Annotated in this window: 23 protein-coding genes; 15 read left to right on the forward strand and 8 right to left on the reverse strand. The window is 56.6% G+C overall.

The window, feature by feature from the left end:
* Window positions 1-2: 2 nt before the first annotated feature.
* Both ACR0DY_RS15055 and ACR0DY_RS15060 read right to left on the reverse strand, forming a co-directional pair.
* Window positions 3-1,400: an aspartate aminotransferase family protein gene (locus tag ACR0DY_RS15055; RefSeq protein ID WP_480546607.1), complete on the reverse strand. Its 1,398-nt coding sequence runs from the start codon at window positions 1,398-1,400 to the stop codon at window positions 3-5.
* A 77-nt stretch (window positions 1,401-1,477) separates the two neighbouring features.
* The gene (locus ACR0DY_RS15060; protein ID WP_480484143.1) at window positions 1,478-2,161 is read right to left on the reverse strand and encodes a GntR family transcriptional regulator; all 684 of its coding nucleotides are present in this window, start codon (window positions 2,159-2,161) and stop codon (window positions 1,478-1,480) included.
* Between the two features lie 140 nt (window positions 2,162-2,301).
* Here ACR0DY_RS15060 and ACR0DY_RS15065 point away from each other — a divergent pair, with 140 nt between their 5' ends.
* The 5 genes from ACR0DY_RS15065 to ACR0DY_RS15085 all read left to right on the forward strand — a co-directional run bounded on the left by ACR0DY_RS15065 (window position 2,302) and on the right by ACR0DY_RS15085 (window position 7,590).
* On the forward strand, window positions 2,302-3,387 hold the full coding sequence (locus tag ACR0DY_RS15065) for a polyamine ABC transporter substrate-binding protein (protein ID WP_267363696.1): 1,086 nt from the start codon (window positions 2,302-2,304) through the stop codon (window positions 3,385-3,387).
* Window positions 3,388-3,456: 69 nt separating this feature from the next.
* A complete protein-coding gene (locus ACR0DY_RS15070) occupies window positions 3,457-4,584 on the forward strand; it encodes an ABC transporter ATP-binding protein (protein ID WP_480559984.1) in 1,128 nt (375 codons plus the stop codon).
* On the forward strand, window positions 4,584-5,474 hold the full coding sequence (locus ACR0DY_RS15075; RefSeq protein ID WP_480484141.1) for an ABC transporter permease subunit: 891 nt from the start codon (window positions 4,584-4,586) through the stop codon (window positions 5,472-5,474). The genes ACR0DY_RS15070 and ACR0DY_RS15075 overlap by 1 nt, the downstream gene beginning before the upstream one ends.
* Complete coding sequence (locus ACR0DY_RS15080) at window positions 5,471-6,289, forward strand: ABC transporter permease (protein ID WP_480474178.1); 819 nt, start codon at window positions 5,471-5,473, stop codon at window positions 6,287-6,289. The genes ACR0DY_RS15075 and ACR0DY_RS15080 overlap by 4 nt, the downstream gene beginning before the upstream one ends.
* A complete protein-coding gene (locus tag ACR0DY_RS15085; RefSeq protein ID WP_480484140.1) occupies window positions 6,286-7,590 on the forward strand; it encodes an NAD(P)/FAD-dependent oxidoreductase in 1,305 nt (434 codons plus the stop codon). The genes ACR0DY_RS15080 and ACR0DY_RS15085 overlap by 4 nt, the downstream gene beginning before the upstream one ends.
* Here ACR0DY_RS15085 and ACR0DY_RS15090 read toward each other — a convergent pair.
* Genes ACR0DY_RS15090 through ACR0DY_RS15100 form a run of 3 tightly spaced genes read right to left on the reverse strand, consistent with a single transcriptional unit; the run spans window position 7,583 to window position 10,430 of the window.
* Window positions 7,583-8,470, reverse strand: coding sequence for a phosphotransferase (locus ACR0DY_RS15090; protein ID WP_480484139.1), 888 nt, complete (start codon window positions 8,468-8,470; stop codon window positions 7,583-7,585). The genes ACR0DY_RS15085 and ACR0DY_RS15090 overlap by 8 nt on opposite strands.
* A 50-nt stretch (window positions 8,471-8,520) precedes the next feature.
* A complete protein-coding gene (locus ACR0DY_RS15095) occupies window positions 8,521-9,183 on the reverse strand; it encodes a flagellar hook capping FlgD N-terminal domain-containing protein (RefSeq protein ID WP_480484138.1) in 663 nt (220 codons plus the stop codon).
* 2 nt (window positions 9,184-9,185) lie between these two features.
* Entirely contained in the window at window positions 9,186-10,430 is a 1,245-nt protein-coding gene (locus ACR0DY_RS15100; RefSeq protein WP_480484137.1) for a flagellar hook-length control protein FliK, read from the reverse strand.
* A 110-nt stretch (window positions 10,431-10,540) separates the two neighbouring features.
* Here ACR0DY_RS15100 and ACR0DY_RS15105 point away from each other — a divergent pair, with 110 nt between their 5' ends.
* The 6 genes from ACR0DY_RS15105 (at window position 10,541) to ACR0DY_RS15130 (ending at window position 14,231) form a co-directional block, all read left to right on the forward strand.
* On the forward strand, window positions 10,541-10,816 hold the full coding sequence (locus ACR0DY_RS15105; RefSeq protein ID WP_480484136.1) for a rod-binding protein: 276 nt from the start codon (window positions 10,541-10,543) through the stop codon (window positions 10,814-10,816).
* A complete protein-coding gene (locus ACR0DY_RS15110; RefSeq protein ID WP_480484135.1) occupies window positions 10,806-11,165 on the forward strand; it encodes a flagellar biosynthesis protein FlgN in 360 nt (119 codons plus the stop codon). The genes ACR0DY_RS15105 and ACR0DY_RS15110 overlap by 11 nt, the downstream gene beginning before the upstream one ends.
* Window positions 11,166-11,375: 210 nt before the next feature.
* Window positions 11,376-12,587 (forward strand): flagellin N-terminal helical domain-containing protein, encoded by a 1,212-nt coding sequence (locus tag ACR0DY_RS15115; protein WP_480898608.1) that lies wholly within the window; start codon window positions 11,376-11,378, stop codon window positions 12,585-12,587.
* Between the two features lie 77 nt (window positions 12,588-12,664).
* Window positions 12,665-13,039, forward strand: a complete 375-nt coding sequence (flaF, locus tag ACR0DY_RS15120) for a flagellar biosynthesis regulator FlaF (protein WP_267366590.1) — start codon at window positions 12,665-12,667, stop codon at window positions 13,037-13,039.
* Window positions 13,039-13,440: a flagellar biosynthesis repressor FlbT gene (gene flbT, locus ACR0DY_RS15125; protein ID WP_480484134.1), complete on the forward strand. Its 402-nt coding sequence runs from the start codon at window positions 13,039-13,041 to the stop codon at window positions 13,438-13,440. Before flaF ends, flbT begins: the two co-directional genes overlap by 1 nt.
* Complete coding sequence (locus ACR0DY_RS15130) at window positions 13,437-14,231, forward strand: DUF1217 domain-containing protein (protein WP_480546599.1); 795 nt, start codon at window positions 13,437-13,439, stop codon at window positions 14,229-14,231. The genes flbT and ACR0DY_RS15130 overlap by 4 nt, the downstream gene beginning before the upstream one ends.
* Window positions 14,232-14,306: 75 nt before the next feature.
* Here ACR0DY_RS15130 and ACR0DY_RS15135 read toward each other — a convergent pair whose 3' ends face one another.
* From ACR0DY_RS15135 to ACR0DY_RS15145, 3 genes are all read right to left on the reverse strand, one after another.
* Entirely contained in the window at window positions 14,307-15,881 is a 1,575-nt protein-coding gene (locus ACR0DY_RS15135) for a DUF427 domain-containing protein (RefSeq protein WP_480898611.1), read from the reverse strand.
* A 104-nt stretch (window positions 15,882-15,985) separates the two neighbouring features.
* Window positions 15,986-16,687, reverse strand: coding sequence for a winged helix-turn-helix domain-containing protein (locus tag ACR0DY_RS15140; RefSeq protein ID WP_209598366.1), 702 nt, complete (start codon window positions 16,685-16,687; stop codon window positions 15,986-15,988).
* Window positions 16,659-16,946 (reverse strand): hypothetical protein, encoded by a 288-nt coding sequence (locus tag ACR0DY_RS15145; protein ID WP_209505003.1) that lies wholly within the window; start codon window positions 16,944-16,946, stop codon window positions 16,659-16,661. The genes ACR0DY_RS15140 and ACR0DY_RS15145 overlap by 29 nt, the downstream gene beginning before the upstream one ends.
* A 176-nt stretch (window positions 16,947-17,122) precedes the next feature.
* Here ACR0DY_RS15145 and ACR0DY_RS15150 point away from each other — a divergent pair, with 176 nt between their 5' ends.
* The 4 genes from ACR0DY_RS15150 (at window position 17,123) to ACR0DY_RS15165 (ending at window position 21,042) form a co-directional block, all read left to right on the forward strand.
* A complete protein-coding gene (locus tag ACR0DY_RS15150) occupies window positions 17,123-17,581 on the forward strand; it encodes a hypothetical protein (RefSeq protein WP_480546597.1) in 459 nt (152 codons plus the stop codon).
* Window positions 17,582-17,691: 110 nt separating this feature from the next.
* Window positions 17,692-18,309 carry a ribonuclease HII gene (locus tag ACR0DY_RS15155; RefSeq protein ID WP_480546595.1) on the forward strand — a complete coding sequence of 206 codons (618 nt, stop codon included), beginning with the start codon at window positions 17,692-17,694 and terminating at the stop codon, window positions 18,307-18,309.
* Window positions 18,310-18,416: 107 nt separating this feature from the next.
* On the forward strand, window positions 18,417-19,520 hold the full coding sequence (locus ACR0DY_RS15160) for a DNA methyltransferase (protein WP_480484129.1): 1,104 nt from the start codon (window positions 18,417-18,419) through the stop codon (window positions 19,518-19,520).
* A gap of 139 nt (window positions 19,521-19,659) precedes the next feature.
* Entirely contained in the window at window positions 19,660-21,042 is a 1,383-nt protein-coding gene (locus ACR0DY_RS15165) for an adenylate/guanylate cyclase domain-containing protein (RefSeq protein ID WP_480484128.1), read from the forward strand.
* The last annotated feature ends 28 nt before the right edge of the window (window positions 21,043-21,070 follow it).

Below are 21,070 nucleotides of genomic sequence, written 5' to 3' on the forward strand. Positions count from 1 at the left end.
AATCAAGATGCGGCTTTCATCAGCCCTTGTGCAATGATCTCGGCCTGCGCTTCGTCCAGCGACTTGTAGATCCGCACGAACATTTCGTCGATATCCGCAGGTGTCAGGATCAGCGGGGGTGAGATGATCATCCGGTCGCCGACATGGCGCATGATCAGGTTATTGGCAAAGCACCGATCACGGCAGATATAGCCGACCGTGCCGGGTTCGGATGCGAATTTGGCGCGGCTGGCTTTGTCCGGGGTCAGCGCGATGGATGCCATCATGCCAACAATCTTGGCCTCACCCACCAGCGGATGATCTGCCAGTGCCTCCCATTTCTCTTTCAGATAGGGGGCGGCAACATCGCGCACATGCTCAACGATCTTCTCTTCTTCGAGGATGCGCAGGTTCTCCAATGCCACGGCGGCCGCGACCGGGTGGCCGGAATAGGTATAGCCGTGGTTGAATTCGGTACCGCCGATTACTTCGGCGATTTCGTCGTTCACGATGGACCCGCCGATGGGCGCATAGCCCGAGCTAAGGCCCTTTGCGATGGTCATAATATGCGGCTTGATGCCAACGGTTTGCGACCCGAACCAGTTGCCTGTCCGGCCAAATCCGCAGATGACCTCGTCGGCTATCAGCAGGATTTCGTACTTGTCGCAGATACGCTGAATTTCCGGCCAGTATGTATCGGGCGCGACGATCACGCCGCCTGCACCTTGAACCGGCTCGGCGATAAAGGCGGCGACCCGGTCTTCGCCCAACTCTTCAATCGCCTCTTCCAGCTCGCGCGCGCGGGCCAGACCGAATTCTTCGGGCGACATGTCACCGCCTTCGGCCCACCAGTTGGGTTGGTTGATGTGGTGGATATTCGGGATCGGAATGCCGCCCTGCGCGTGCATCCCGGCCATACCACCCAGCGAGGCCGAGCCCACGGATGAGCCGTGATAGGCGTTTTTGCGGCTGATGATGATGTTCTTGTCTGGCTGGCCCTTCTGGGCCCAGTAGGTGCGCACGAGGCGGATATTGGTATCGTTTGCCTCGGACCCGCCTGCTGCGAAAAAGACATGGTTCAGATCGCCCGGGGCCAGTTCGGCAATCTTGGCGGCCAAAGCAATCGCGGGGACGTGGGTCGTTTTGAAGAAGGTGTTGTAATAGGGCAGCTCGCGCATCTGGCGCGCGGCAACATCGGCCAGCTCATCACGCCCATATCCGACATTGACGCACCACAGGCCCGCCATTGCATCCAGAATTTCCTCGCCTTCGCTGTCGGTCAGATAAACACCATTGGCACGTGTGATCACGCGCGCCCCTTCCTTCCCCAGCGCACCATTGGCCGAGAAAGGGTGAATGTGATGCGCGGCATCCAGCGCCTGCAATTCGGCGGTCGGCATGTGGTTGGTGATGGTAGACATCGGAGAATCTCCTACAAGAACGCAGTTGGCGAACACAATATGATCAAATTTTTTCCTGTCAATCGAATCAAGTTAGATCAGACAGACGTCAATGCCTCCGCCATCAGGTCCATACCCTGTTCGATGTCCTGAGCGGTTGCCTTTGCAGTCATTTCTGCGTCACCGGCGCGCAAAGCGGCAATAATGTCCTTGTGCCGATCCGGAAGGCTCTGTGTGCCGAAGCGCCCGCAGACAACACGCAAAGAGGGGCCAAACCGCAACCAAAGTCTTTCAGCCAGATCACTGAGGATCGGCGCGTTTGCGTAAGAATACAGCGTTTCGTGAAAAGCTTGGTTCAAACGCAGATAGCCACCGACATCACCATCGGCGATCATGCGATCCAAATGCCTGTCCAGGCGTTCCAGGTGATCAATGTCCTGCGTTTTCAGGTTGGCGGTTGCACGTCTGGAAAGCTCTGATTCTATTGAAATTCTGGCGAAGATCATCTCTTCAATATCGTTCGAGTTCAGCAGCGGTACACTGACGCGCCGATTGCCCTGGAAAACCAACCCTCCATCCGAGATCAACCGGCGAATCGCTTCGCGGACCGGAGTCATCCCAACACCCAGCGAATCAGTCAGGCCCTGGATTGTGACGGGCTGACCTGGGACCAGTTCACCGAACAGAATCTGTGATCTGAGTGTTTGGTAAACCTGCTCATGCGCGGGTTGTTTGCCCCCTTCGGTCGACGGCGCATATGCCTTATTTTTGATCAAATCCAATTGGTTCTTCCCATTTCGACTAAGCCTGACTTGTCAGGTGACTGGCCACGTGAAACCATACGCTGGATCGAGGGAAAACGCAAAACTTGATCAAATCCAAAAAAACGGGAAAATACCCGTACACTTGCAGGGAGAAGAATATGACAATCAAAACGCTGACTATGACGGCGGTCATCGCATTGGGGACTTCGGCGGCATTTGCTGAAGAGGTGCGTGTTTACAACTGGTCCGACTACATCGACGAAGAACTGCTGAGCAAATTCGAAGCAGAAACAGGTCTGACCCTGATCTATGACGTGTTTGACAGCAACGAGGTTCTGGAAACCAAGATGCTGGCTGGTGGTTCGGGCTATGATGTGGTGGTGCCGTCAGGTACATTCCTTCAGCGCCAGATCCAGGCCGGCGCGTTTCAGCAGCTGGACCAAAGCAAGCTTTCGAACGCCGGAAACCTTTGGGATGTAATCGAAGAGCGAACCGCCGGTTATGACCCGGACAACGCGTATTCGATCAACTACATGTGGGGAACAACCGGGATCGGCGTGAATGTCGGTAAGGTCAAAGAGGTTCTGGGCGACGACGTTGCTCTGAACAGCATGGATCTGGTCTTGAAGCCCGAGAACATGGAAAAGCTGGCCACTTGCGGCGTGCATTTCCTGGATGCCCCGGCCGAGATCATTCCCATGGTGCTGCAATACCTTGGTGAAAACCCCGACAGCCACGACGCGGACGTGATTGGCAAGACCGAAGCGGTTCTGACGGCGGTCCGCCCGCATATCCAGAAATTCCACAGCTCGGAATACATCAATGCACTGGCAAACGGCGATATCTGCGTTGCTGTGGGCTGGTCGGGTGACATCCTTCAGGCACGCGACCGTGCTGCAGAAGCAGATAACGGTGTAGAGATTGAATACCACCCCTTCGCCGAAGGGTCGCTGATGTGGTTCGACCAGATGGCAATTCCTGTCGATGCTCCAAATCCCGAAGGCGCACACACGTTCCTCAACTTCATTCTGGACGCCAACAACATGGCGGCGGCATCGAACTATGTGTATTACGCCAATGGCAACAAAGCGTCTCAGGAATTTCTGGAAGAGGACGTGATCGGCGATCCGGCCATCTACCCGGATGATGCCACGATGCAGAACCTGTACATCACGACACCTTATCCGGCGAAAACACAGCGGGTCGTGACGCGTCTGTGGACCAAGGTCAAATCGGGCACCTGATCCGAATTGCACCGGCAGGGCGGCGCCGCCGCCTTGCCTCTCTTTTCAGCTATTCGAACGAGGGCCGTAGTGAATTCTGACGTCTTTGCGCCATGGGATGACCCGCAGGCGAAACCCTTGATCCAGTTCCGAAACGTGACCAAGCGTTTTGGTGAATTTACTGCCATCGACAACCTGTCTCTGGATATCTTCGAGCGAGAGTTCTTTGCCCTGCTTGGTCCGTCTGGATGTGGCAAAACGACGATGATGCGGATGCTGGCCGGGTTCGAAACACCGACCGAAGGCCAAATCCTGCTTGGAGGGAAGGATATCGACCCAATCCCGCCCAATAAGCGGGCCGTGAACATGATGTTCCAGTCCTATGCCCTTTTTCCGCATCTTAGCGTCTGGGAAAACATCGCCTTTGGCCTGCGCCGGGACAGAATGCCCAAACATGATCTGGAAGACCGGGTCGAAGAAATGCTGCGCCTGACCCGGCTTGAACAGTTCGCCCGCCGTAAACCGCATCAGATTTCGGGTGGGCAGAGGCAGCGTGTGGCGCTGGCGCGCTCGCTTGCCAAGGCACCCAAGCTTTTGCTGCTGGATGAACCGCTGGGCGCACTGGACAAGAAATTGCGCCAGGATACCCAATTCGAACTGATGGATATTCAGGAAAAAACCGGCACCACATTCGTGATCGTTACGCACGATCAGGAAGAGGCCATGACAGTCGCCAGCCGTGTGGCGGTGATGGATCAGGGTCAGCTTATGCAGGTTGCCACTCCGGACCGGATTTACGAAAATCCTGCCTCGGTTTATGTCGCTGATTTCATCGGGGACGTGAACATCATAGAAGGGCGCGCGACATCTGTCGGAGAGGATACCTATCAGGTAGACTGGGCCGAAGGGCAAGCGCCGCTGACCGCCGCGTCAGCGAAAAACTTTGAAAACGCTCAGTTGTGTCATCTGGCGATCCGCCCGGAAAAAGTGACGATCTCGGCCGAGCGTCCGGCAGATGCAGTGAATGCGGTGCAAGGCAAGGTTCATGACATCGCGTATCTGGGCAATCTGTCCACTTACCACGTTGAGTTGGCAAACGGCACAATCATCAAGGCACAGACGGCCAACACCCGCCGCATCTCGCGCCGTTCATTCACCTGGGAAGACCCGGTCTGGCTGTCCTGGACGGCCACGGCTGCGGTTCTGCTGGCCGACTGATGCGCCGCGCTGTTCTGATCGCCATACCTTATGTCTGGCTGTTGGCGCTGTTCATGGTGCCATTCTTCATCGTTCTGAAGATTTCGCTGTCGGACACCGCGCTTGCGATCCCGCCCTATACACCGACACTGGATTTTTCAGCTGGTTGGTCGGGGATCAAAGAGTTCTTCAGCCAGCTTGATCTTGAAAACTTCATCTGGCTGACCGAGGACGACCTGTACTGGAAAGCGTATCTGTCCAGCGTCAAGATCGCTTTGATCTCAACCTTCCTGACTTTGCTGGTTGGCTACCCCATCGCCTATGGCATGGCCCGTGCGCCCGAGGAATGGCGGCCAACACTGATGATGCTGGTGATCCTGCCTTTCTGGACGTCATTCCTGATCCGGGTCTATGCGTGGATGGGCATTCTGTCGAATGAAGGGTACCTTAACCAACTGCTTCTGTGGACGGGCATCATTTCGACGCCTTTGACGATCCTGAACACCTCGACTGCCGTCTATATCGGTATTGTCTACACTTATCTTCCGTTCATGATCCTGCCGATCTATTCGTCATTGGAACGCATGGATGGTTCGTTGATCGAGGCGGCCGAGGATTTGGGTTGCTCGAGGGCACAAGCCTTCTGGCTGGTCACCATTCCACTGTCCAGACCGGGCATCATCGCAGGTTGTTTTCTGGTGATGATCCCCGTGATCGGTGAGTTTGTGATCCCGTCACTACTGGGTGGGTCCGGCACGTTGATGATCGGCAAGGTTCTGTGGGAAGAGTTTTTCTCGAACCGAGACTGGCCCGTGGCAAGTGCTGTCGCGATCGTGCTGTTGCTTATTCTGGTCGTTCCCATTGTGCTGTTCCAGCGCAACCAGCAGAAACAGGCGGAGGCTGACGGATGAACAGATTAAGCTGGTTCAATACAGTTTCGCTGACGCTGGGTTTTGCGTTCCTCTATATTCCGATGATCATCCTGATCATCTTCAGCTTTAACGAAAGCAAGCTGGTCACGGTCTGGGCCGGGTTTTCGACCAAATGGTATGGCGAACTGGTTCAGAACGAGGCATTTCTGGATGCCGCGTGGGTCACGGTCCGGGTTGCGGTGTTTTCTTCGACACTGGCAACGATTCTGGGGACTGCGGCCGCTTATGTGCTGGTTCGGGGCAAGCGGTTCTTTGGCCGGACACTGTTTTCCGGCATGATCTACGCGCCACTTGTGATGCCCGAGGTGATCACCGGCCTGTCGCTGTTGTTGCTGTTTATCGGGATCGGGCTGGACCGGGGTATCCTGACAATCGTTCTGGCTCACACAACATTTTCGATGTGTTTTGTCTCGGTTGTCGTCTCGTCACGGCTTGTGACATTCGACAAATCGCTGGAAGAAGCCGCTTTGGATCTGGGTTGTTCACCCGCGCAGGCCTTTGGTCTGGTCACCCTGCCGATCATCGCGCCTGCGGTAATCTCGGGCTGGCTGCTGGCTTTCACATTGTCGCTGGATGATCTGGTTATCGCGTCGTTCACATCGGGCCCGTCGGCGACGACCCTGCCGATCAAGATCTTTTCGGCCGTGCGGCTGGGCGTCAGCCCCGAGATAAACGCGCTGTCGACGATTATGATCGCGGTCGTGACGGTTGGGGTGATCACGGCCTCACTTGTGACCAAACGCGCGATGATGCGCCAACGGCAGGACGAGCAGGCCGCTGCGCGCACCGAATGAAACGGATATTTCCCGAATACACCTATGGCGCAGGTCCTCGTGGTGGTTGCTGGTGGGACGAAACCATTGCAAACCCGAACTGGCCAGAGCTTCAGGGCGATCTGAACGTTGATGTTGCCATCGTCGGTGGCGGCTTTACAGGGGTCTCAGCGGCTTTGCATCTGGCCGAAAACGCGACCTCGGTAGCTGTGTTCGAGGCAGGCCCGCCGGGGTGGGGCGCATCAGGTCGCAATGGCGGTTTCTGCTGTCTTGGCGGATCGAAGCTTGGGCAAAAGTCTATGGTGCGCCGCTATGGCCGCGAAGCGGCGCAAGCCTATGAGACGGCTGAACAGGATGCGGTCCAGCTTGTTGCCGATCTGCTGGCGCGGCATCGGATTGACGCCGATACGCATTCCAACGGTGAGACTCAACTGGCCCATTCGCGGCATGCGATGGATGTCCTGCGCCGATACGCGGACGAGACCGGCATTCTGCACCAAGCCGCTGAATTACCAGCGCTCGGTATGGGTGGTGCATTTTTCGGTGGGTATACTCTGCCGGTTGGCTTCGGGCTCAATCCCCGGAAATACCTGTTCGGGCTGGCAAGCGCTGCGGCAGCTTCGGGAGCGAATTTCTTCCAGAACAGCCCCGTTCTGAACATTGAAAAAACGACGTCCGGCTTCAGGCTGCAAACAAGCGCGGGGCAGGTTAACGCACAGGTCGTGCTGATTTGTACCAACGGGTATTCCAGCGAAGACATCCCCGATTGGATGTCCGGACGCTATTTGCCTGCGCAATCGACGGTTATGGTAACACGCCCACTTAGCCAGGCAGAACTATTGGCGCAGGGCTGGAACTCGGACCAGATATGTTACGACACGCGCAATCTTCTGCACTATTTTCGCCTGATGCCGGATGGGCGCTTTTTGTTCGGAATGAGAGGCGGCTTGTTGTCGTCGCCCCGGTCCGAGGCCGCGATCCGGGCAAAGGTTCAACAGGATTTCAAACGCATGTTCCCGGCCTGGGCAGCGGTTGAGGCGACTCATATCTGGTCGGGGATGGTGTGCCTTTCGCGAAGCCTGATGCCTTATGTCGGTGCCGTGCCCAAGCAGCCAGGCATGTTTGCCGGATTTGCGTATCATGGCAACGGCGTCGCTATGGGGACTTACAGCGGGCGCGCATTGGCGCGGCTGGCATTGGGCAAAGAGGCCCACTTGCCAGCCCCGATGAGGCAAACTCCTGAACGGTTTCCGATGGGCCGCTGGCGTCGCGCATTGATGCCACCGGCATACGCCCTCTTTGCGCTTTCCGACCTCAGGTAAACTCAATCGGTTTCAGGATTTCGATTTCCAGTTTCAACCCTTCGGAATAGTCGGGTGCACCGTTTTCTGCGCGCCACAGGCAATAAGCGGCCATGCGCCAAGCATACCATGGCTTGAGCCGTTGATAACGGGCAACAATCTCGGGTCTGCGATAGGCGGACAGAAACTGAACTTCTTCCGCGTCCGACAATGGTGAGCCCCGGTACAACCTTTGCATTGCCGGGGACAGAAACAGCGCAAGGTCTTCGCACGGGTCGCCAAAGGCCGGGCATTGCCAGTCGATCAAGGTCAGGCCGCGGGACGCGACCAGAATATTTCCAGCGACCGGATCGCCATGGATCAGGCAAGTCTTGGTCGTGGGGGGGACGGATATCGAAGGTTGCAGTTTTGCCAGTTCGTTTCGGGTTTCTGACCTGCACCCTTGCAGAATTCTGTGCCCATGGGCCATCAGGTCCGCGCTGCCGTTACACCCGGCGGGCGCTGGAATGGTGTTGGGCAGCGAGTGCAACCTGCGCAGCAGTTCACCAACCTTGTCCGACCCATTCCGCCAAGGTGTTCCGGGTGCGTGGTCGTAAAACACCCAATGCGCGTTCCTGTGCTGTCCTGCGGCGCGAAGCCTTGGTACAAATCCGGTCGGACCAAGCGCCTTGAGGCAGAGGGCTTCCAGCTTTGCATCATTTCGAAACAGGGGGTTGCGTAAGGTCGGGCTGTAGAGCTTCAGTACTTTGTCGCCGTTGTCCCCCAGCACTTTCCACACCCTGTTGGTCCGACCACCATACAGGATTTCGAACTGCGCGTACATGTTGACCAACCCCATAGTGCTGAGGTGTTCAACCAGATCATGAGGGGGGGCAGGCAGGTCGGGCAGAGGTCTTTTCACTTCTTCTGGCGAGTCGAGTTGCCAACCTTTGGCCCGTACTGCCTGACAGATCAAGCGCCCGTTCGGACCGCAGTGACCAGATCTGCGGAAATCACTTGACCACCTTGCAGGGTCAGCAGAACAGCATCCTCTCCCACCTGCGCTTCGACAACGCGGTTATAGGCAGCGACCGGTTTCTCGGAAATCAGCCGGTCATTTTTGTAGCTTTCCAGCGTCGCGGTGTAGTTGCCAGCGGCCATCGGATCGCCTGAGGAACTCACACCTGCCCAAGCAAACTCCGTCGCTGTTGTGGGAACAGAAACCGTGTCGACGACTGCGCCTTCATGATCACGGATCACCAGTCTGGTTGCGTCCGCGTCAGAATCCGCGTTCGAGAACAGGGTCACTGGCTGGCCGTTGAAATGGAAACCCGAGGCAGATCGGACGTCCATTCCGACCCAGCTTGCAAGGTCGTTCAGATTGACACTGCCAAGCGTGCTGGTCAGGGCGGAAAGCAGGTCATTGGTTTGAACCTGTTGTTCAACCATCGAAAACTGCGCAAGTTGCGATGCGTATTCGGTTGAATCCATCGGCTCCAGCGGGTCCTGATTTTGGGCCTGCGCGGTCAGCATCAGCAGAAACGTTTCGAAATCCGAAGTGATCGCAGAACTCCGGGACGGACCGGCAGTATGCTGAGAGGTGGCAGCCTGTGTGGCGGTGATGGGTGTGATCATTTTCAATATCTCATATCGATGCCCCTGACCGGAGCAGGAGTTTGTGGAAGCGGCGTGGCTTGCGCGAGGTGTACGTTCTGAACCGGTTCGGATTCCGGTGCGGCCTGAGCGTCGAATTCATCTGTCCACTGATCCCGAGCACCTGAATCCGACGGAGTCCCCAGATCGATGTTCAGGTTCCCATAGCCCAGTTTCTGAAACTCCTCCGTAAGAACGGACAGGTGGCGGCGCAAAAGTTCCATCGTGTCCGGGCGTTCGGTGGCGATTGTCATCTGGAGCCCGTCATCCCGACCGTTCAGCACAATGGATACGCGCCCCAATTCTTCGGGGCTTAGCGAGATTTCCATGATGCCGGTTCCCGGTCGGGTCTGGATCGTTGCCGCCAATTGCCCGGCTATGGCACGGGCAATTTCAGCACGGGCGAACGGAGAGGGCATCGCCGAGTGTTGTGCCACCTCGCGGGGGGCTTGCTGAACGGGTTCGTCTAAGGCGATGGGCACAGAGTCAACCTCTTGAACCGGTGCCGCCTGTTCCGCTTCGATTGAGTTGAGGATCAGTTGAAGCTGTGCAACGGGTGTCGCGCGGTTTGGACTTGTCGGATTGGGCGTGGCAGCGACTTCCGCTGTCTCGGGCACCGTCTTTGCGCCTTCAAGGAGGGGTTCGGCTGTCAACCCGGCTGTCTGGTCCTTTGATCGGGTTGGCTGGCTCAGCACAGGCAAAGCCTCTGAGGGTTTTTGGGCTGGCGTGACCTGGGTCGAAGCGGTGTGAACCTGCTCTTCGATTGGTTGCCCGGGCACAAAGGGTTGAATGTCGGTCTGACGGGGCAAACCCGTTGACGCAACGGTTTGTTCCGGTTCTGTCGTACCCGTTGCGGGGATATCCGCTGCAGCAGGAACAAACGGCGCGGGATGCGTTGTATCTGCCCCAGGCGTTTCGGATGTCCCGGCCATTTCGGTCTGCGATGAAATGTTGTTTGCCAGCTCTGGTGCCCGAGGTGAAATCGCCTCGACAGATGCCTCAGCCGTGTTTGACAGAACGGCCTCAACCTCAATCTCGGCAGTTTCGTCGGTGGTTTCGATAGAAGTGGCCAAAGCCGTGGTGCCGGGGAGAGGATGTGTTTGGTTTCCCTGTTCAAGGATATCCTCGAAACTGTCCGACCCGGCAGTACGACCCGGTTCTTTGGCGGGCGAATTGGGTTTCGCAGTTGCTGTTGGCGCTGCGGCCGCCAGCGTTAGTGGGTTGGGCATTTTGCTCTGGCTCCGTGTGATTGATCAGAACTCTGCCCGCAGGAAGTTACGTTTATTTTAACCGCTTTCACCTTTGATCGAGAAAGTTCGAAGCATTTTCGGAGAAAACCATGCACGTCTCAGCAATTTCCCAGGTGGCTCAAACGCCATTGGCCCAGACACGACTGAAAGACGCGGCCATAGAGTTGGAGGCCGCATTCCTCAGCGAAATGATGAAGTCGGCCGGATTGGGCAAAACGCGCCAGTCTTTTGGAGGAGGAGCCGGTGAAGACCAGTTCTCTTCGTTTCTTGTTCAGCATCAGGCACGCGAACTGGCCCGGGCTGGAGGGGTGGGTTTGTCAGAAATTCTGCTGAAATCACTGATGGAGAAAACCGATGACATCTGAAGTCGACATGGCACTGATCAAATCTCTGGAAGAAGTTCTGGATCTGGAGCGTGCGGCGCTTGTCCAGGGCGATCTGGATCGCCTGACGCATATGGTGCCGGAAAAAGAAAAACTGATCGGCGCGATCAACGACCTTCAGGTGATTGACAGCGATGCATTGGTTCGAGTGCAGCAGAAAGTCGAACGCAATCAGGCATTGCTGAACAGTGCCGCCGACGGGATTCGGGCCGTCGCCAGCCGCATGGCTGAACTGCGACGGGTTCGGCAGGAATTCAGCACGTACGGCGCGGATGGGCAACGAAGTGAGTTTTCCGTTCGAAATACGGCAAAGCTGGAAAAACGCGCATAGGCTTGGGTTTGATTCAAATCTGAAACACCTGGTTCGGGCGTTTTAGCACTCCGTTAGGGGATCGGGCTCAAAAGTGATGCTGCACCTGGAAACATCAGGTGGCGCGAACAGCCACGCGGCGCGTCGCACAAGTCAGAAAGACACCAATGCCCGCAGATATTGTGGGGTGAACATGGGCGAAAATCGCCCGAAGGCAAAAGGATAAAAGCTATGTCCAGCATTCTGACAAACAATGGCGCGATGGTTGCGCTGCAAACTCTCAAGTCGGTCAACAAGAACCTGGCGATGACCCAGAACGCGATTTCGACCGGTAAGGACGTCGCGACTGCCAAGGATAACTCGGCGGTTTGGGCGATCTCGAAGGTGATGGAATCCGACGTCAAGGGCTTCAACGCGATCAAAGACAGCCTCGCGCTGGGCGAATCGACTGTTGCGGTTGCGCGAAATGCGTCTGAAACAGTCACCGACCTCTTGACCCAGATGAAAAGCAAGATTGTCGCGGCGCAGGAAGACAACGTTGATCGCGGTAAGATCAATGACGATGTGACCGCACTGAAGGATCAGATCGCATCGGTTGTCAGCGCGGCCCAGTTCAACGGTCTGAACCTTGTTGACGGCTCGACCGGCTCTGCATCGATCCTCGCATCGCTGGATCGGGACAACACCGGGGCGGTGACTGCGTCGTCAATCTCGGTCTCGGGGCAGAACCTGTCGACCGGTGGATATGTCACCAAACAGGTTTTCGACGGCTCTACCGGCGCATCGACCGGCAATGACCGTGTGGGGGCAACCATTGACAATGGTGCAACGGCCGCGACGGCGTTGGTGACCGATGAATCCAGCGGTGCTTTCGCGGCCGGAGACAAGGTTGTCGTCGCCATTAACGATCAGGTTGTGTCCTATACCGTTTCTGCGGAAGATGCTGCCGCGACAACGACCGGTGACCTTGTTGCTGTCGGATTGAAATCGAAGATCGAAGAGCTGGGAATTACCGGTCTGACTGTCGATTACGACTCCGGCACTGCGGGTACGTTGTCGGTTACAAACGGCACAGGATCTGACATCTCGTTCTCGGCTCAGTTCGTGAATGCGGGTGCCGGTGGTTTGGGCGCGCTGGCAGGTATTGATGTGTCGACAGGTGCGGGGGCAACCGCTGCGTTGGCGGCTGTCGAATCGCTTATCGATACTTCGATTGATGCCTCGGCCGCCTTTGGCTCGGCGCAGGGTCGTATCGAGACCCAGAAAGAGTTCATTTCGAATCTCTCTAACTCGTTCAAATCCGGTATCGGTGCGCTGGTCGACGCTGACATGGAAGAAACCTCGGCGCGTTTGCAGGCCCTTCAGGTGCAGCAGCAGCTGGCAACACAGTCGCTTTCGATCGCCAACCAGGCGCCGCAGTCGATCCTGTCGCTGTTCCGCTAATACGCAACGCGGTCCGGGGCGCGGTTTTCGCGCCCCGGTCGTGACTATCTGACGACGGCTTTTTGGAAGGATTTCAAGTGACCCCGCAAACCCTCGCTCAATACACCTATGCGCAAGCCGCCGCGCCGACGCGAACGCCCCGTGACACTGAATATGAGGCAATTTCCAGAATTACTCGGCGTCTCAAGGCGGCCACGGCGCGCAAGGCAACGGATTTCTCGGCGTTTGTTCAGGCCGTGCACGAGAACCGCCGGTTATGGGGGGTGCTGGCGACAGGTGTCGCGGATTCGGCAAACGCTTTGCCGAACGATATTCGCGCCAGGATTTTCTACCTTGCCGAGTTTACGGAACTGCACAGCAGCCGCATTTTGGCGGACGGCGCGTCCATCGAACCATTGCTTGAAATAAACACGGCGATTTTGCGCGGATTGCGCCAGATGAGGGCAACCTGATGAGCGGGCTGGTTTTGAAACTCGCCCCGAAGGAAAGGGTGCTGATCAATGGTGTTGTGATTGAAAACGGCGACCGACGTGGCCGGTTTTCGATCATGACGCCACAGGCCAATGTCCTGCGGTTGCGCGATGCGATACATCCGGATGAAGTAAATACTCCGGTGCGCCGTGTCTGCTATGCCACGCAACTTGTTCTGTCCGGAGACATGGATCCGGCTCGGGCGCGTCAACACCTGTTGCGCAGCGTAGAAGAGCTGAGCCAAGTTTTTACGGATACAGATAGCCGTCGTGTATTGTCCGAGGCGACAGACGCGCTGGTGGCCGAGCAATACTATAAATGCCTCAAGTCACTTCGCTCGCTTCTCCCGCGCGAAGATCGGTTGATGGCCTATCAGCAATGAGCTTTCAACCTGTCATTCCGACTGGCGGGATCGTCGGCTGGCGGTTTCTGCAACGTACTTACCAAGGACAGTTTCAAAGTTTCTCGTCTTCGGCAGTGAATGAGAGGGAGACAAAGTATTTCCTGGACAACATTGGGAAAGTGAAGACCGCCGAACAGTTGGTTTCTGACCGCAGATTGTTGCAGGTCGCTTTGGGTGCCTTTGGGTTGGAAGGGGATGTGGATAACCGGTTCTTTATCCGGAAAATCCTGGAGGATGGAACACAGGCGGATGACGCTTTGTCCAATCGTTTGGCGGATAAACGTTACCGGGAGTTTTCGGATGCTTTCGGGTTTGGTCCGGGAGCTGTTCGAAAAACGGTGCTGGTCACAAATATGGAAGAGATAGCTCAGGCCAGCCTTTCAGCGCGGTTTGAGATCGCGGTCGGACAGTCAGATGAGACGATGCGCATTTCGCTTTATGCCCAGCGCGAGCTGTCTGATCTGGCGAAAAGCGGAAGCAGTACAGATACGAAATGGTTCGATCTTATGGGATTGCCACCGCTGCGCAAAATGATGGAAACGGCGCTTGGGCTACCACCGTCATTCGCCCAACTGGATATCGACAAGCAATTGGTCGAGTTCAAAAGCCGGTTATTCCGTCTGACTGGATCGGATGATCTGGCACAGTTTTCCGACCAGAAGGCGGTTGAGAAACTCACCGACACCTATCTGGCCAGAAGTCAAATCGCGGGTCTTCAAAGTACGATCTCGTCAGCGCAGACCGCTTTGATCTTGCTTGGGGCTGTGTAATCAGAAGACGCGGGCAAAAGCCCTGGTCGCAATCTAGTACCCGACATCTCTCGTTTGACCTGCACAAACCAAAAGTTAACCGTTCAAAATCTCGTCGGCTGTGGTTTGCAATGCGTAGCATATAACGGGTCGAGTCACGTTGTGCAGGTTGACCGCGCCCAATGGTAAGGCGTTGGAACAGGCAGGCTCAATATCTTCGGACACGACTATGCGATGGCCTTCGGTTTTCCCATATTCGCCCAACCGCGCTGCTATGTTGGCCGCTTGTCCAATAACCGTAAAATCAAGTCGTTCACGAGAGCCCACATTGCCATAGGTGACGCGCCCATAAGCCACGCCAATAGAACAGTCGCAATGTATGCCGGTACCTGCTTTACGCAACTCTCCCAACGTTTCGACGATTTTGATTGCCGAGCGCTGGGCGTTGGCACGGGCCGCGCTGGCGTTTTCATCAGCTGCCGGAAATACCGCCAGAACAGCGTCACCAATGAATTTCAAAACTTCGCCTTCGTTTTCGTGAACGATACCCGAGACGGTTTCAAAAAACTCGTTCAAAACACTGATATATGTGCCCCGCCCCAGTTTCTCTTCGAGGCTTGTCGAGTTGCGGAGGTCACAGAACATGATTGCAGCGTCGATTTCATCCCCGTCACCGCGCCGGATCTCACCCCCCAACACGCGTGCGCCAGAGCGTTTTCCAACATATGTTTCCAGCAAAACCTGTGCATTCTCGCGTTGCATGAACACTTCGTAAAAGCGTGCGATTACCGAAGAGCATTCGAATACAAGGCCCAGATTCTCGGTGGTGAACCCGTTGGGATGGTCACAGGTCAGGGTCAGAACGTTGGTCCGACCGTCAGAGAAGGGCAACGGCATCGCGACATAGTCGGTGGCACCCTTTGCCCGCAACTCCTCCATGATTGGGAAGCTGTAATGCGGGTTATCGTCGTTCAGTCTTTGCCGTACGCCGCCCAACCCGTTCGAGACATGGCGCAACGGGCTGTTGATGAAAGCCGGGTGATCATAGATTTCGTAGGTCGGGGCGCGGGTCAGAATCTCGTCCTGATCCTTTTCCCAGATATAGTGTTTGCCCGCGATCAGGGGGTGCAAGGACCATGCCAGAATGCTCAGCCGCTGGATGGCGATGCCGTGCTCCAGCATCTTCTCGGCCAATGCCTGGGTAAAGCTTTCGGGCGTGGTCGCGGCGGAAGCACCGCGCATCAGCCAGTCGATCAGTGGTCCGCTGATATTGCCGTCGTCAGGCTCGCGCAGGCGATTGTTGCCCAGGTCAATCCGGGTGTAGGCGCCGGACACAAACCCGATACAGCCCCGGATGTCCGCGCTTTCCGGCAGGGCTTGTTCATAAGCCCAGACGGAATTGGTCAGGGGCCCCGCGGCCAGTTGGATGTCGTGGTAAGTGGCGGTGCCTTTGAACGGGCAGAATGTTTGCAGGTCTGTTTCTTCGCTCAGATCCACACATACATCTGCGCGGGGAACGTAAATCGTTGGCGGCAAACGCGTTTCATACATCACCTTTGCGTTTGTGCTTTCAGCCAGAAGAATGTCGTTCCGGTAAATGGCAATCCTGCCTTCCAGCGGCTCAACTGAGATTCCATATCCATTCATCTGTGGCGCGGCGTGGACGTTCATAAGCGACCTCCTCTGCCTGGGGTTTGTTTAGAATGGGGCTTTCCACCTGACATTCCAAGAGGCTGCAACGGGAATTTACCGGGCGCGAGCGACGCGCCAAAACGTCAGACCATTTGAATGACGTCCTTCTCGATCGACAGCATATACCCCTTCTTGGCAATATTCTTGACCAGCAGTTCGCTGACCATCTGGTTGCCAAGCGCGTCGCGCAACCGTTTGATCCGTGTTGCGCCAGCGGCTTCGTCACAATCGGCGGCATCGCGACCGGAAATCATGGCCTCGATCTGAGCGCCGGACAAAACCTCGTCATCCAACCGGGATTCCGCCAGAATCGACAGGGTTTCCATGGCGGCAGGTGTCAGCTTGAAATCCATGTTGTTAAGGTAGACAGTGTTTTCTTCGCGACTGATCAGCAGCGACGTTACCTGAATGCCGGTACGTTCGATCTGTGCCATGCGCCGGTTCAACAAGACCAGCATCACCAGAAAGACCAGTGCCGAGATCATCATCGCACTGGCAAAAACCAGCAGCACATAAATCACCATCCGATAACTGGACAGGGTGTCGGCAAAGGCGGTGCCAGACTGGGCCAGAATTTCAAGCAGGCGAATCTCGGTCTGTGACGTCAGATCGGCCTCGACAAACAGCCGCTCGACACGAGCGTTGAACGCATTTGCGTCCGGCAAGGTCCAGAACAGGAAAACGGCAGCGGTGATCAGAATGACGACAATGGCCGCGATGCCCAGCACAACCAGCCGGACACCCGACCGGCGTGCTTCAGAAACGGAGATAGAATTGTCCGGCATTGCCTTTCCTCTGATCCAACCCTTCCGGCCCGAAAACGGACTGCACTTCAAGCAAGGTCCAACCTGATGCGTTCAGGCGCTGGGCGATTTCTGCCCGGGCCTGCCCCTTGTCGCAGTTTGTGACCTGCATGACGCCGTAATGCAAACGCAGCGGGTTGTCCTTCTTGGCTTTGTAGTCCGCGTAACAATCTGCCGCGGTCGCAGCAGAACCAAGCGATAACAGGGCCGCAAAGGTCAGAGAAGAGAGGATCTGTTTCATAGGCCGCATCCTGCGCATGAGTTGTCGCGATATTCAATAACCCAAGGGGTTTGCGGCACCTGATATCCGATAACACCGGGCCGTTATTGCTTGTCTGGGGCAGGTGCCCCCACTTTCAGGGCAATCAGCACGCGGTCCGTCATGCGGTCGCACGAACATCCGAAAGGACAGGCATCATGCATAAGAAATTCATCGCTTTAATCATTGCGGCCGCAGTTGCGATTACCGGTGTGTCAGCTTCTCAGGCGAAGGCGGCCGACGCAAAGGACATTCTTGGGGGGCTGGCGGCCATCGCGATCATCGGTGCCGGCGTTCATTACTATAACAAAGAAAAGAAAAAGGATCGGGCGACGCGCCACCAGACCTATACCCATACACCACATGTGGCGCAGCCGGTGCGCCCGTTGCCGCCGCATGTGGCGCGTTACGACCTGCCCCAGCGCTGCCTGCGCACCTATGATGGGTATTCGCAGGACCATCCGCTGCTTGGGCCGAAATGCCTCGAGAAACATTACAAACATGCCAATAGCCTGCCGCAAGAGTGCAAGGTCGGTTTCTGGAACGGCAAAAAGGTCAGGCAGGCCTATGAACCTGCATGCCTGCGCCAGAAGGGATACCGCGTCGTTTATCAGTAGTTCGGGTTGAGCAGGAACGGTGCCAAAGAAGTGCCGTGAGTGAGAGGGTGGTGTGGGCCGCCCTCTCTTTTCTTCTTGCGGTGCTGCGCGAAACGCGGTTTTCCAAGGGCATGACAATGCCAAACTTCGAACTTGAGCAGGCGCTGCTGGACATGGGCCACATCCGTATCGCCGGTGTGGATGAGGTCGGGCGCGGCCCATTGGCCGGGCCGGTTGTAGCCGCCGCCGTGATTCTGAACCCGCAGCACATTCCTGACGGGTTGAATGACTCAAAAAAGCTGACCGCAAAACGCCGGGCCGCGTTGGACGCTGAGATTCGGGACGCTTCTGAGTTTGCGGTGGCCGAAGCCTCTGTCGCCGAAATTGATGAGGTCAATATCCTGAGGGCGTCGCACTTGGCGATGATGCGCGCGGTGGAGGCGTTGACCCCGGCACCTGATTTCCTGTTGATCGACGGCAACCTGATTCCGCAGGGTCTGAGATTTCCGTCACAGGCCGTTGTGAAGGGCGATGCACGATCGGTGTCGATCGCGGCTGCTTCGATCTTGGCGAAAAACTGGCGCGATCAGGTGATGGTGGATTTAGCGCAACAGCACCCGGGTTATGGGTGGGAAACCAACGCAGGCTATCCGTCAAAACAACACAAGGAAGCGCTGCGAAATCTTGGCGTGACCCCACACCATAGGCGTTCATTCAAACCGGTGCACAACATCTTGTATCAAGAGTAAATCGTAAGCTGCTGATTCAAAAAAGAATTTGACGGCGAATCGACTTTGACTCATCCTTGTCTCAACCAAATGAGCGCAAAAGCGCCGTGGACACTTGAGGCAGTGATATGACAACAACCACCAAAAAGGGCGCAAGAGCGCTCCCTTTAAACACGATTCTATCCGGGGACTGCATCGATGTGATGAACAGTCTGCCCGAGGCGTCAGTGGATCTGATTTTTGCGGACCCGCCGTATAACCTGCAATTGAAAGGTCAGTTGCATCGTCCGGATAATTCGCAGGTCGATGCGGTGGATGATCACTGGGATCAGTTCGCAAGCTTCGGGGCGTATGACCAGTTTACGCGCGAATGGCTGAAGGCGGCGCATCGTCTGCTGAAACCCAATGGCGCGATCTGGGTGATCGGGTCTTATCACAACATTTTCCGCGTGGGGTCAGCGCTGCAGGATGCCGGATACTGGATCCTGAACGACGTTGTTTGGCGTAAGTCGAACCCGATGCCGAATTTCCGCGGCAAACGGTTCACCAATGCGCATGAGACGATGATCTGGGCGTCCAAGCGCGAAGGCGCGAAATACACCTTCAACTATGAGGCGCTGAAAGCCCTGAACGAGGGTGTGCAAATGCGCAGCGACTGGGTGCTGCCGATCTGCACCGGGCATGAGCGGCTCAAGGATGAAAACGGCGACAAGGCGCATCCGACGCAAAAACCGGAATCGCTGTTGCACCGCGTGCTGGTCGGCTCGACCAACCCTGGCGATGTGGTGCTGGATCCGTTCTTTGGCACCGGCACCACCGGGGCCGTCGCCAAGATGCTGGGGCGCGAGTTCATTGGTATCGAGCGAGAGGAAAGCTATCGCAAGGTGGCTGAAAAACGCATCGCCAAGGTCCGCAAGTTTGATCGCGAAGCTCTGGAAGTCAGTGCCAGCAAACGTGCCGAGCCACGCGTGCCATTCGGCCAGCTGGTCGAACGCGGGATGTTGCGCCCGGGTGAAGAGCTTTATTCCATGAACCAGCGCCACAAGGCAAAGGTGCGTGCGGATGGAACGCTGGTGGGTGACAATGTCAAAGGGTCAATCCATCAGGTCGGCGCGCATCTGGAAAACGCCCCGTCCTGCAACGGCTGGACATACTGGTGCTTCAAGCGGGACGGCAAGACCGTACCGATTGACATCTTGCGGCAACAGATCCGCGCAGAGATGCACAACTGAATTCACGAACACCGCCGGTGCCTGTGGCCTGACACATGGCACTATGCCTTGCCCCGCCGATCAACCGGCGGGGTCTTTTGTTTTGCCTTCAACAGTGATTGCATAAGGCTGCCAAGCCTCCGCAAGAAAGACCACGGCCATGACCGAGACGACCGCACAGCCCCGCCGAAGCCTGTTTTTCACCCAGCCCGATGCGTTTGATCTGGACAACAAATATACCGAGGCTGCGTTGGAACGGCACAAGCGCGAGGGTCTGGAACTGGCTGTGCGTGCGCGATGGGTGGCGATGGCGCTGACTGCGGTGCTGCTCATTTTTCTGAACCCGCAATGGGAGGTGCTTTGGTATCACTTCATTCTGCTGCTGATCTGCGCCAACGGATGGTTGATCCGCAGAGCAGGTCGTGTCGGGCAATCGCGGGGCGAGTTGTTTTTGATTTTCGTCGACCTGCTGATCATGACGCTCGGGATGATCGTACCCAATCCCTTCAGCGATGATGTCAGGCCATTGGCCATGCAATACCGGTTCGACAACTTTCAGTACTTCTTCATCATTCTGGCGGCAGGCACATTGGCCTATTCCTGGCGGACCGTGATCGCCATTGGAACCTGGACGGCGATGATGTGGACGATCGGGTGGATCGTTGCCTGGTGGGTCGCAACGCCTATTCCGGGGCTCAGCGAAAAAGTTACAGCCGCCTTGCAAGGCTACCCGGATGTTGCCGAGCTTCTGGATCCGAACAGTTTCATGGCGCCTCAGCGCATCCAGCAGGTGATCGTGTTTATGATGGTGGCCGTGACTTTGGGCCTTTCGATGCAGCGGCTGAACCGGCTATTGATGAGCAATGCAGGGCTGGAACGGGAACGGGCCAACCTGTCACGCTATTTTTCGCCCAACGTGGTAGAGGAGCTGAGCCAGAATGACGAGCCGCTGAAACAGGTCCGAAAAGAGAATGTGGCCGTTCTGTTCATCGACATCGTCGGGTTTACAAAATACGCCGCCGGGCGCGACGCCTATGACGTAATCGAAGTGCTGCGGGGCTTTCACGCCCGCATGGAAACCGAAGTTTTTCGCCACCACGGAACCCTGGACAAGTATCTGGGGGATGGTCTGATGGCGACCTTTGGCACCCCGGTGCCCACGCCGTTGGATGCAAGCAATGCGCTGGGATGTGCACGCGCGATGGTCAGCGTGATCGACCGATGGAATCTGGACCGTCGCCGGGCGGGAGAGCCTGAAATCCGCGTCGGGATCGGGGTGCACTATGGCTCGGTCGTGCTGGGCGACATTGGCGCGAACCGGCTTGAATTTGCTGTCATCGGGAATGCGGTCAATGTCGCGGCCAAGCTCGAGGCGCTGACGCGTGATTTGCAGGCGCGTATCGTGGTCAGCGATGCCGTGCGCGCGCGGATTGCAGAGGAGAACCAGTCTGCGTCTGTCGCCATGAATGGCTTTACAGAGCTTACCGATCAATCCGTGCGCGGTGTAGATACACCGATGGATATCTGGGTGATGAAAGGCTGAAGACGGTATGTCCTACCGTAACAGCACC

It is taken from the genome of Ruegeria sp. O6 (assembly GCF_056535045.1).